We start from the raw sequence: 12,252 nt of genomic DNA, 5'->3' as shown, positions 1-12,252 counted from the left end.
CTCTCTTCCCGTTGGAGTCTCCGTGTATTTCCCAGAGCTGGCTAGAAGGTTGCTGACAATTATTAAATTTTAATAGTAAAAATAGCATCATATAGCTTCACCAGTCCGGGTGAGCGGCGGGCGGTGACTCCTGCGGGAACAGCACGTGTCCGAAGACCCGAAGAGTGGTTTTCTCTTCGGGGCTGAGGCCGTGCCCGCGGAAAGCATCCGCCCAGAGCGGTCCCGGACGGTGGGAAAAGCAGATACTTAAAGAAACCAAACAACTAGCAGTTAACTTCGTAGTTTATACAAAATGCGATAATAAAGAGCAACAAAATTAACGAAAAGAGCCTTGGGATCTCGATGTATCCAGATTGCTCAGCGCAAACAGTTAATCCAAAGTCAACTGGAGCAGTGTATTTCCAGACTTCCTAATTCTATCAAGACTTATTTGTTCACTTTACTCTGCGAAAGTTGTGTTACAGATAAAAAATTCCTGCCAGCATCATCCGGCAGGAGTTTTTTTATGATTTTTCCGGCTTTGATTTTTTTAAGCCTTGAAGGATATCTTTTGAATTACGGTTTTCATCATAGCTTAATACTTCCTCAGCTAATTGATAGGACTTTCCATATATTTCTTCATCTCTGTATGTATGAATATCCACATACATTTGTTTCATTTGATCAAATATTACCTCTTCTGAATCATCATTTGGCGACCAATATAAAATTTCCATAGGAGTCTCTTGGTTTGTTGCCAAAGAGCGACGATTATATCCAATGGATTGTGCGTGCGTAAATCCTTCCCGATGATAAAAATGAAGTCTTTTTTCAGTATCTGTATCGTCATAATCGACAGGTTCTACTTCCAAAATAATTGGTTTCTTCCTTGCCTTCAATTTTTCAATTAACTTATGCCCGATTCCCTGCCCTCTTGTTTTTGATGAAACCCAAAGATAATCTATAAAAATAAACGTTTCAAACTCAGCGTACATTAAAACATGCGTGGAGCTCTCATCTTTAAAATAGACGTCCCCTTTTTCCTCCAATAGCATTTCCATATGCTTTTTAGATTTCATTTCTTCAACTGGGAAATACTTATTCAATTTTCCATACCAATTCATGGACCTACTCCTTTTACACATATTTTTATTAATTATAACGAATAAACGGTCATTTGTTAAATCGAGGAATGTCAGAATTCAAAAAACAGACCTGATAACCCAGGCCTGTCTTCTTACTTTCCAATCATATAATCTACATCTTCTGTATAAGTATTACCCGCATTCCAAAGTAAAAATTCATCAATCCCATTTTCATGCAAAGCTTTTATTTGTGCTTCCACTTCTGCTTTTCCATATTGCTTCGTTGGTCCACTGTACAGCCATGGCGCTTCGAAATCCTGTATCCAAGGTCGGGATACTGGTGGGTTTTCGAGTGCCCCCAAAACTTCATTTTCAACTTTGGCATATTCAGTAACCAATTCATATGGTTGTTCATCAGGCTTTTCAATGCCAAAATACGATGTCCAATGACTCGGATAAATCATGGATGATATAACGTCAACATTGTTAGATATTCTGGAAAAGTTTTGGCCAATTCCAGGTGTCTCCTCAATTGTTGCCGCGTAGCCAAAGATATCTACCGAAACATCGACATCATAAGACGACATTTCCTCTCTAGCATACGCAACAAAGTCTGTGACAGCTTCAACACGTTTTTTAATATTATTTAAATCCATATCAGCATAGTCACCTTGGGAGTATTCAAGTTGTTCATCTTTTGTTTCAAATCCTTCAGGAAAACGAACATAATCGAATTGAACTTCCTGGAAACCCATATCAGCTGCCATCTTAGCTATTTCCACGTTGTACTCCCAAACTTCCTTTTTAAAAGGATTCACAAAAGCCTCGCCTTTATTGTTCACCCATACTTCACCATTTTGAGTGAAAGATAAATCGGGACGTTCCTGAGCGAGTACCGAATCCTTAAACACTACTATTCTAGCAATTGGATAAATTTGCTTTTCCTCAAGCGTTTCCATCATCCCTTTTGGATCAGCAATAAAATTAGTAGCGATTTCTTCATAAGGTGACCCTTCTTCTGGCTTAAATGTTAAATTACCATTGTCTTCTTTAACATCAATAACCATTGCATTTAAATCGGTTGTCTCCACAAGATCAAGAAGCGTTTCAAAACGACTTGTCCCAGCTGAATTTCCAGTAACATAAATTCCTCTCACCGCATCCGGGTATTCGAAGTTGTAACCTGAATCATATGTAAAACGTTTCATGTTTTTTGATGTATCAATCATTTCGATATTCGTTTGCCTCTCTTTATGTAAGCTCACTTCTTTCGTTTCTTCCCCGCTTGCGTATACAGGATTAGCTGTATGGAGTAGGAGAATTCCTATGAGTACGATCACTGTTTGTTGCCAATTCTGCATATAATCAATCTCCTGTACGTTTTATATTATTAGTATATAGGAAAAGCATCCTTATTTAAATGGTAAAAAGTAACCAGAGTAAAATAAATTTCAAATAGTATTCCAAATCAATATTCTTCATCAGAGAAAGGAAGGCATATTACCTTTATTTATCTACCCTCATTCACCAAAAATGAAACACTTGAGTAACTTAATGAGAATTAAAAAATACCCTTCTTCTATGTGAGAAGGGTATTTTTTCAGAAATTATAGAATTGCAGTTTCCTTGATTGCATCTTCCAAGGCAACATAATTGTATCCTAGATCATCTGCGACAGCTTCATACGTCACTTTTCCATTGATGACATTTACTCCGCTAAGAATTGCCGGGTTTTCCATTACTGCTTTTGTAATTCCTTTTGAACCGATTTGTGCAGCATATGGAACCGTTACATTCGTTAACCCAACAGTCGCTGTACGCGGTACCGCACCCGGAATGTTTGCAACCGCATAATGAAGTACATCATGTTTTACATAGATTGGGTCATCATGTGTTGTTGGATGGTCAACAGTTTCAAAGTTGCCGCCTTGGTCAATTGCAACGTCTACAATAACAGATCCTGGTTGCATGGATTGAACCATTTCTTCCGTTACAAGTTTTGGCGCTTTTCTGCCTGGGATCAATACAGAACCGATAACTAGATCAGAATCCTTTACTGCATCAGCGATATTGTAAGAATTGGACATTAATGTTTGGATACTTGAGCCAAAGATATCATCCAATTCACGTAAACGCGCTGGGTTTAAATCGATAATGGTTACTTCAGCCCCAAGACCCAATGCAATTCGTGCAGCGTTCGTCCCTACTACTCCACCACCAATGATTGTTACTTTTCCTCGTTTGACCCCTGGAATACCACTAAGAACAATTCCTTTGCCACCTTGTGATTTTTCGAGATACTGTGCACCAAGTTGTGTTGCCATACGACCTGCTACTTCACTCATTGGAGTAAGCAATGGCAATGTACGATTTACAGTAATTGTTTCATAAGCGATTGCCGTTACTTTATTATCTACTAATTCTTTTGCCAATTCAGGCTCTGCAGCCAAGTGAAGATACGTAAATAAGATTAATCCCTCACGGAAGTATTTATATTCGGATGCAAGTGGCTCTTTCACCTTCATAATCATCTCCGCTTTTGACCATATGTCTGAAGCGCTCTCAAAAATCTCAGCACCAGCTTCTTTATATTCTTCATTTGTAAAGTTGCTTCCTAGCCCTGCATCTTTTTCAATAATGACCGTTTGTCCTGCATTTATTAAATTAACAACCCCAGCAGGTGTCATCGCAACACGATTTTCATTATTTTTAACTTCTTTAGGTACCCCAATAATCATGTTTACTCTCTCCTTTTTATACAATTCGTTGTATTGGCAATTGTAACCCCTTACAAAAGGGATTACCTTATTAAAAAAAATGAAAATAAGAAAGGTGGTTTGTGTTTTTACACAAATCACCTTTCTTGCATGTTTTGAATCATAAAATCCAGGTAAATGTTTATTTTTTGATTCGGATCTTTTAAATCAAGGTCAGAAACTTCTCTAATTCGTTTCAGGCGATAATTCATTGTATTAGGATGAATTATTATCTCTTTTGCTGCTTGATAAACATTACAATCACATTGTAAATACATGTTTAGTGTATGTACAAGGGATGTCTGATTTTTCTTGTCATAAGCCCTTAATTTTTCTACATACTTATTCTGATAATGATTCAATTTCCGAATCTCAAACAATTCCTCAATAAACTGATAAACTCCTAGATCTTCATATAGGAAAGTTTCTTCTAGCTCTTTTGAAAATTTCCCCTTTAAATCCAAAACCTGTAAAGCCTGTTTATAGCTATCTTTAATATTACGCGTTGATTCATAGATCGATCCAGCTGAACCATTAACATTTTGAAGCTTTAGTTGTTTACTGATTCTAAGAATAAATTGATTGATAAAATCAACTAACATATATGAGGGGTCATCTTCTTTAACATGACGCACAAGCATAATAAATTCCTTGTCATCAAATATACGAGAAACGACTTGAACTTGCATTTGGGTTTCCGCTAAATAGTAAGCATGCTTTTCCAGTTGTTCTGTTACCTCATCGGCAAATCTTATTACAACAACAGCAAGTTTTCCCTCCAGTCGAATATTTAATTGTTTGGACTGACGATTGATTTCGTTCGTATCATGTATGTCTCCAGTTAATAATTTCCAGAAAAAATCGTTATAATGCTCCTTTGATTTTCTATTGCGATTATGATGCTTCAAGAAAAGTTTCTTAACCTGTTTAGCTACTTCCTTAAGAAATTGCAGTTCCTCGTCACTTAATGTTTTATCACCAGTATGAGCCCATATAAACCCATATATTTCATTTTTTTCCCTAATCGATACGGCCACACGATTCCCAAGCCCAATTTCCGCAATTTGCGGGATAATGACAGGTTCATCACTATCAATTAGTTTCGGCATGACGCCTTTTTTCCAAAGACCGTTTATAACTTTATCGGGAACTTTCCGATTCATAATGGTTGCTATTCTGGCTTCATCAATATTTTCTTTATGCTTGCTGTATGATACGATATGATGATTGGAATCTTCTATTGTAATTGGACATTCGAAAATTTCACCAATTCGATCTGCTAATTTATCTGTAGATTTAAATACTTCATTTAGATGTTTTAATAATTCTGGATCGTTTGGTTCATTATTCATGTAAGCTCTTCCTCCCATTTTGCAATGTTTCTATATTAGATGTTTCATACAAATTTCTCCAAAAAACGGGAACATTTGAGTAAATAAACAAATATTCTACTTTGTATTTTATTATATACACAAATAAATTTCACGTGTAACCTGTTAAACTTAAAAAACATAAAAACCTAGGGGGAAGTATGATGAGAAAAGTAATAAGAATTGGAAGCGCTTTTACAGGGGTGATTGTAGGTGCAGGATTTGCTTCCGGACAGGAAGTGCTACAATATTTTACAAGTTTCGGCCTAATGGGTACGATAGGTGCTATTCTTGCAACCGCTTTATTTGCATATATAGGAATGATACTGGTATGGCTAGGAAGCCGTACACAAACGACATCCCATAAAGATGTTATTTACGATATAAGTGGGCCTTTTCTTGGAAAAATTATTGATTATATTCTTATCTTTACCTTGTTTGGAGTTGGGGTTGTAATGATTGCCGGGGCAGGTTCAAACCTCAACCAACAATTTGGTATACCATACATTGTTGGGTCAAGTATGATGACGATTTTGGTTCTTATGATTGGTATGTTAAATGTGAATCGCGTCGTTTCGATTATTGGAAGCATTACACCTTTTCTTATAATATTTGTAATTATTCTTTCTGTCTATAGTTTTCTGACCGTTGATGGATCCATCACAGCTTTAGATAGCTTAGCAAAAGAGCAGCCAACTACTTTACCGAATTGGTTTATTTCAAGTATTAACTATGTTTCCTTTAATACAGCAGTTGGGGCATCAATGGCACTTGTTATGGGTGGTGCCGAAACCAATAGGAAAACAGCTGCATTAGGAGGATTGGTTGGGGGCCTATGTATTGGTATTCTTATTTTAGTCAGTCACCTTGCAATTTTTTCTAAGATCGATGCAATTGAGGGTATGGACATGCCGATGCTGGCTATCGTTAATAATATCTCCCCTATATTGGGTATACTTATGTCAATTGTTCTTTTCGGCATGATTTTCAATACAGCAATAAGCATGTTTTTCTCATTTGCAGCACGTTTTACAGTTGTAGATACACCGAAATTTAAAATATTTTTCTCTATTACAATGATTGTGGGATTTGCAGCAAGTTTTGCTGGATTCACGGATCTTGTCAGCTATTTTTATCCACTTATCGGTTATCTTGGTCTTGTTCTAATTGGCGTATTAATTATTGCACCATTTAGAATGAAGAAGATAGAAAAAACGAGGGCAGATCATCAATCACAAGAAAGGCTATAGTTTCCGTTAAATTATAAAAAGTCAATATTATTAGCAATGAAATAGGTCTAGTACAATTACCCTCTGATTTTAGATAGCTGATGGTTGGTGGAAACTAGTATCAAGGTAAATTGGAACTGGGCCTCCTGAGCTAATATCACTACCACCATCTTATTGTGAAAAAGTATTAGACAAACTCCTTATTACCAACAATGTTACTTCCTTTTTTTAATAAACTTCTAAATAAGTAAAAGAAATAAACCTCTCTCCATTCACCAATAGAAAGATTATACCGAGCAGTTTGGAAACGGAACCCGCATTATTTGTATAAACGACCGTATAGAATTACAATAAAGTGAGTTATTATCGAAAGGGTACATTCTAAAAACCACTTTTCAAACCAAGATACATTGTAATTTGATTAACAATCAGCATACTTTAGATCGTGTTTAAAATAGAAAAAGGACCTTTTTGAATGTAAACCAATAAAATAAAAAAAGGATGAAGCGTGTTGATATGGGATGTACTTAACTTTATCGGTACCATTGCATTTGCGATGAGTGGTGCTATTATTGCGATGGAGGAGGATTATGACATATTAGGTTTTTACGTATTGGGGTTTACTACGGCATTTGGTGGCGGCGCGTTTCGTAATTTATTTATTGGCATTCCAATAGAAAATATTTGGACCCAAAATTATTTATTCGTTGTTGCCTTTTTAACAATTACTCTAATCTTTTTAATACCAGGTCGCTTGTTAAGTTATTGGAATAAATGGGGAATCTTTTTTGATGCGGTTGGCTTAGCTGCCTTTGCCATTCAAGGGGCTTTATATGCTGTTCAAGCCGGTGTGCCATTAAGTGGGGTAATTGCCGCAGCTACTCTAACTGGTTCAGGTGGAGGCATCTTACGGGATGTTTTTGCGGGGAGAAAGCCAATGATTTTCCGGGCGGAGATTTATGCGCTATGGGCCGCAATGGGTGGATTAACGATTGGTCTTGGTTTAATCAACGGAGCATGGGAGATCGGTGTTCTTTTTATTTCAATTGTTACATTAAGGATGTTATCGGTACGTTATAAATGGAGATTGCCTCGACATTCAACAACGACATAATTTGCAGCTCGCCTTTAACTTATATGTGTATTTTCTAAGGATTATGAGTAGCACCGCGGAGCATGTGTCATAAAGCTACAAAACATTTCAGTTAAAAAAGAGAATCATTATTATAGAATATACAAAAAAAGCGGTGATAGTTAACCGCTTTTTTTGATAACAACTATTGATATCACCTGAAATTCTAAAAGAGCCTTCCTTCTTATCAAGTTATTTATCCATAGCTAAATAACTACTAACAACATGACCCACTGATTTAGCCGCAACAAGAATCGCATCCTCATCAATATCAAATTTAGGGTGATGATTGAAATAAGGTTCTTCTACTCCCTTTGGTGTACAACCAATATAAAAATAAGAACCAGGAACTTTCTCCAGGAAGTAGGCAAAATCATCAGATGGTGCCATTTTAGGGAATTCTTTTACTTCTTTAATATCTTTATCCTCAATTTTTTCCAAGGTATCTGCAACAAATGCAGTTAATTCTGGATCATTATACAATGGTGGATAGTCAGGTTCATACGTAAGTTCACAAGTTACACCGAATAATTCTTCGGTCCCCTTAACAATCCGATGAATTTCTTTGTTAATAACATCCTTTGTTTCCTCATTTGAAAAGCGTATATCCCCTTCGAGCTCAATACTGTCTTTAATAACATTAAAAGTTCCTTTACCATCAAATGAACCAATAGTCACTACACCGGCATTAAACGGATCCACTCTGCGACTAACAATAGTCTGTACATTTGTTACAAAATAGGCTCCTGCAACAATCGCATCGTTGGCCTTGTGCGGAGAGGAACCATGTCCTCCACTTGCTTGTAACCGAAGTTTAAAATAGGCACGACCATTAAAGGAATATCCACTATGATAACCAACGGTACCAGCAGGAGCCAATGGTAACACATGAATACCAAAGATAGCATTTACATCATCCAGAAATCCTGCTTCTACAATGCTCTTCGCTCCACCAGGTGGTACTTCTTCTGCATGTTGGTGAATAATTTTAACCGAACCATGAATGTTATCTTTTAAAGAAATCAGACAATCAGCTAAAACTAGAAGGTAAGCTGTATGAGCATCATGACCACAAGCATGCATCACACCCTCATTTTTTGACTTAAATTTCACATCAGCTTCCTCCTTAATAGGAAGCGCATCAAAGTCAGCCCGAAGAGCAACCGTTTTACCTGGATTCCCCCCTTTTATAGTGACGACAATGCCGTATCCATTTCCTACATTCGTTACGATTTCGACATCCTTATCTTTATAGAAATCAGCGATATAGTTTGCCGTTTTCTCCTCTTTAAAAGAAAGTTCAGGATTCTCATGTAAATAACGGCGTATTTCAATCATTTCATTTTCTCGTTCTTCAAGCATATTCATTAATTTATCTATCATCAAAAAAGTCTCCTTTCAAAACTGAGTAGGCACGATACCCGGGTAAACCTGCCTGCTTAATCACTTATTATTTTTTATCTACCGTATTTGGAACAAGTATAAGAATAGAAATTAGGGAAAGAGCAGCAAATATTACATTCGTAATAATTCCAACTGTCGCAGAAATATGAACAGAACTTATTGTTGTGACTGTACTATACACGGATACTGAAATGGCAATACCAAATGCATTTCCTAAAGAACTCGCCATTTTATAAATCCCTGAAGCTTCCCCGATTTTATCATCAGGAGCTGCAGAGACAGCTGTATCGGTCGATGGCGTAGCATACGTTCCAAGACCTAAACCAAATAAGATAAATCCAACAAATACAATAATCGTGTAAATAAGATCAGGTAAAAAAGTCAACGCCATCATGGCAACCCCGATTAAAGTTATCAATGATCCCCAGACCATCGGTTTTTTTGCACCGGTTCGTTGCATGAGCTTTTCACCAACACGAATCATAGAAAGAACAGCTGCTAAATAACCAAGTGAGAGTAAACCGGATTGAAACGGACTAAAACCCCGACCTACTTGTACATACGTATTAGCAACAATTAGCGTACCTGCGACAGCATTCAATAAGAAATTGGATACCGTTGCACCTGTATAAGCCTTATTTTTAAATAACTTGAAATCGATGAGCGCATTCCTTTTTCTACCCTCATAGTAAATAAATACAATGACACCAACGATAGAAACAACAGCTAAAATAATCGTTGGTAAACTCGTCCATCCCAGTTCTGAACCTTGGGTAACAAAAATATTAATTGCAAGCATCGTAACGATAAAGATGCCCAATCCACCATAATCAAATCGGAATTTCCCAGTTGCTTTGGCTTTACTTTCAGGGACATCCCTGATGAGCCACATGGCAAGCAAAGCGAAAATAATGGAGAAAATAAATATCCATCTCCATCCCATATACGTAGCTATAGTACCACCAGCAAACGAAGTAATCCCAGAACCACCCCATGAACCGATGGACCAATAACTAATTGCCCGCTGTCTTTCTGGGCCTTCAAAATAAGCTTTCATTAACGCAATCGTAGCGGGCATAATACATGCAGCAGATAAACCCTGCAATACCCGTCCAATTATTAATAATACAGATCCTTGTGCCAGCACAAGTAACAAGGAGCCAATCACACTCAACACTAAACCAACATAGGTGATTTTCTTCCTTCCTAACCTGTCTGCCATACCACCTGCAACCACAATAAACATACCCGAAAACAGGGAAGTTAAGCTAATCGCTATATTTAATGTTCCTAATTCGACACCCAAATCCGCTTGAACTGCTGGAACAATGTTTACCATTGCTTGAGCAAATAGCCAAAACGTTATAACACCAAATACAATACCGATAATCATCTTATTATTACCTTTATAGTTTGCTGCTTCCATACGATAATCCTCCTAAATCCCAAAAAGTTTAAGTACACATTACTAAAATGCACTTGTTTTAAAAAATTATTAAAAATCCCTATACTAAATTTAATTTTTAAGTCCGTTTTCTGTAATTGGAAAATTTATTTCGCATTTAAAATTGGGTGAACTTTAATAAAAAAGTGTTAAGGAGGGAAAATAAGAAGGTTGAGCAGTCGGATTTTTAATCCGTCTCATTTGCTGTTTTGTTGTTGATACGCCTAACGAGGTAAAAATTGCACTTAGGTAGAAAAATTTTAATTTGCAAAAAGGTATACGGAACTTGCAATAACGATTATAATTTTAAAGTTGTGATTTTTATATAGGAGCGAATAAATAGATGTTTAAAGCTTATATTTGGTTAACTTTTTGTGTAATCGTATGGGGTAGTAATTTCGTATTTGGAAAGATGTTAGTTCAAGATTTCTCCCCAAGTCTCTTAACATCACTGAGGCTTTTCTTTATTGTGTTATTTCTAATTGGATTATCAACTTATAAAAATCATTTTAAACGGTTAAATAAAACCGATTTTTTTGCTATTTCCATTCTGGGGGTTATTGGTGTATTTATAAATCAAGTCTCTTTTTTTGTAGGACTGCAAACAGCAGATCCAACAACATCTGCATTAATTCTAGCAACCACTCCTATTTTAACCGGCTTCTTAGCGGCTATTTTTTTAAAAGAAAGATTAACGATTCGCATGTTGCTGGGTTCTTTTATAGCGATACTAGGTATTTATTTTGTAGTAGCTAAAGGGAGTTTATCCTCTTTAACTATTGATAAAGGTCTTATGTGGATTGTTTTAACGATGATAACATTCGCTATCATGATTATTATGACAAAAGCGCTCTCCCAAAGAGTTGATCCACTCACAATTACCTTATATTCAAATATTGTAGGGTTTATTGTTTCAGTCCCCTTTGTTTTTATATTAGATAATCCTTTACGGGTAAGTGTGGATGTTCCTGATTGGGCTTTTCTAATTGGAACGGCGATTGTTGTACACGGTATAGCTACACTTATTTGGAATAGTAATATTCGGTATGTCAACGCTTCGAATGCATCTATATTATCTAATTTAGAACCTTTCGTAGCAATGATTATGGGATTGATTTTATTGTACAAGCCGATTACAGGTGTAGAGATAGTCGGATCCTTATTTATTGTGGGAGGCGTAATACTTTCTACATATCAACGGAAGGTCAAAAGCAGCAAGTAAAAAATATTTATGATGATAAGACGTTCGGGGCATTTACATAGAAAACTCGGCAAATGCTTTAGTTACATTTATAAAAGTAAGAAAGTTTATACTTTCTGGTCAAAAAAGAAAAGACACTCATTAGTTTGAGTGGCTTTTACTTATTATTCGTTTAAATGTTGTCTCATTTTTTCTTGCACTTTCTTTTCTACTTTTTTAACCTGAGCATCCTTCAACTTGCGTCTTGGTTTTGGATGGAACCATTCTAAATTACCATTACGGACCATTCCTTTATATTCATCCCCGTCAATCGTTAATTTGAACTGATGGACATCATGGGAATAATTCTCCAGTATGGGTTTGACTTCAATACCATCTACATCTTCTATGATATCATGTTCATTTAATAACCGGTGAACTTCCGATTCAATCCATTCCAATTGCTTACTGTCAAGGTCCTGCTTCGGATGGGGATTAAGCCATTGAATTTCGTCTTTATGATAATTACCTTTGAATTCCTTTCCATTTATAGAAAAACTGAACCGATGGCGCTCATACGTCCGATCTTGATAAACTGTTTTCACTTCAAAATCATCGACCAATTTATACACCTCACAGATATAGGTTTTAAACGCATCACTTGATTGGGCAT

General features: G+C 36.4%; 10 protein-coding genes. 3 read left to right on the top strand and 7 right to left on the bottom strand.

Annotated elements, in window-relative coordinates:
• Nucleotides 1-503: 503 nt before the first annotated feature.
• From ACHABU_RS13710 to ACHABU_RS13695, 4 genes are all read right to left on the bottom strand, one after another.
• Nucleotides 504-1,103, bottom strand: coding sequence for a GNAT family N-acetyltransferase (locus ACHABU_RS13710; protein WP_435765462.1), 600 nt, complete (start codon nucleotides 1,101-1,103; stop codon nucleotides 504-506).
• Nucleotides 1,104-1,216: 113 nt separating this feature from the next.
• Nucleotides 1,217-2,425: a putative glycoside hydrolase gene (locus ACHABU_RS13705; RefSeq protein ID WP_435765461.1), complete on the bottom strand. Its 1,209-nt coding sequence runs from the start codon at nucleotides 2,423-2,425 to the stop codon at nucleotides 1,217-1,219.
• 246 nt (nucleotides 2,426-2,671) lie between these two features.
• On the bottom strand, nucleotides 2,672-3,802 hold the full coding sequence (ald, locus tag ACHABU_RS13700) for an alanine dehydrogenase (protein WP_435765460.1): 1,131 nt from the start codon (nucleotides 3,800-3,802) through the stop codon (nucleotides 2,672-2,674).
• 116 nt (nucleotides 3,803-3,918) lie between these two features.
• Nucleotides 3,919-5,172, bottom strand: coding sequence for a PucR family transcriptional regulator (locus ACHABU_RS13695; RefSeq protein WP_435765459.1), 1,254 nt, complete (start codon nucleotides 5,170-5,172; stop codon nucleotides 3,919-3,921).
• A gap of 182 nt (nucleotides 5,173-5,354) precedes the next feature.
• Here ACHABU_RS13695 and ACHABU_RS13690 point away from each other — a divergent pair, with 182 nt between their 5' ends.
• Nucleotides 5,355-6,440 carry a YkvI family membrane protein gene (locus tag ACHABU_RS13690; RefSeq protein WP_435765458.1) on the top strand — a complete coding sequence of 362 codons (1,086 nt, stop codon included), beginning with the start codon at nucleotides 5,355-5,357 and terminating at the stop codon, nucleotides 6,438-6,440.
• A 490-nt stretch (nucleotides 6,441-6,930) separates the two neighbouring features.
• Nucleotides 6,931-7,533: a trimeric intracellular cation channel family protein gene (locus ACHABU_RS13685; RefSeq protein ID WP_435765457.1), complete on the top strand. Its 603-nt coding sequence runs from the start codon at nucleotides 6,931-6,933 to the stop codon at nucleotides 7,531-7,533.
• A 210-nt stretch (nucleotides 7,534-7,743) separates the two neighbouring features.
• On the opposite strand, the gene ACHABU_RS13680 is transcribed toward ACHABU_RS13685, so the two are convergent.
• Together ACHABU_RS13680 and ACHABU_RS13675 are read right to left on the bottom strand one after the other, a co-directional pair.
• Nucleotides 7,744-8,934 (bottom strand): amidohydrolase, encoded by a 1,191-nt coding sequence (locus ACHABU_RS13680; RefSeq protein ID WP_435765456.1) that lies wholly within the window; start codon nucleotides 8,932-8,934, stop codon nucleotides 7,744-7,746.
• 67 nt (nucleotides 8,935-9,001) lie between these two features.
• The gene (locus ACHABU_RS13675) at nucleotides 9,002-10,381 is read right to left on the bottom strand and encodes an MFS transporter (protein WP_435765455.1); all 1,380 of its coding nucleotides are present in this window, start codon (nucleotides 10,379-10,381) and stop codon (nucleotides 9,002-9,004) included.
• 361 nt (nucleotides 10,382-10,742) lie between these two features.
• Between ACHABU_RS13675 and ACHABU_RS13670 the strand changes: the two genes are divergently transcribed.
• Nucleotides 10,743-11,621 (top strand): DMT family transporter, encoded by an 879-nt coding sequence (locus ACHABU_RS13670; RefSeq protein ID WP_435765454.1) that lies wholly within the window; start codon nucleotides 10,743-10,745, stop codon nucleotides 11,619-11,621.
• Between the two features lie 143 nt (nucleotides 11,622-11,764).
• On the opposite strand, the gene ACHABU_RS13665 is transcribed toward ACHABU_RS13670, so the two are convergent.
• Nucleotides 11,765-12,202 (bottom strand): DUF5342 family protein, encoded by a 438-nt coding sequence (locus tag ACHABU_RS13665; protein WP_435765453.1) that lies wholly within the window; start codon nucleotides 12,200-12,202, stop codon nucleotides 11,765-11,767.
• Nucleotides 12,203-12,252 lie beyond the last annotated feature (50 nt).

Origin of the sequence: Oceanobacillus sp. CF4.6 (assembly GCF_051262635.1) — a bacterium.
Taxonomy (GTDB): domain Bacteria; phylum Bacillota; class Bacilli; order Bacillales; family Amphibacillaceae; genus Oceanobacillus.
The sequence above is the reverse complement of the archived record's forward strand: the minus strand, read 5'-3'. Positions and strand labels throughout refer to the sequence as shown.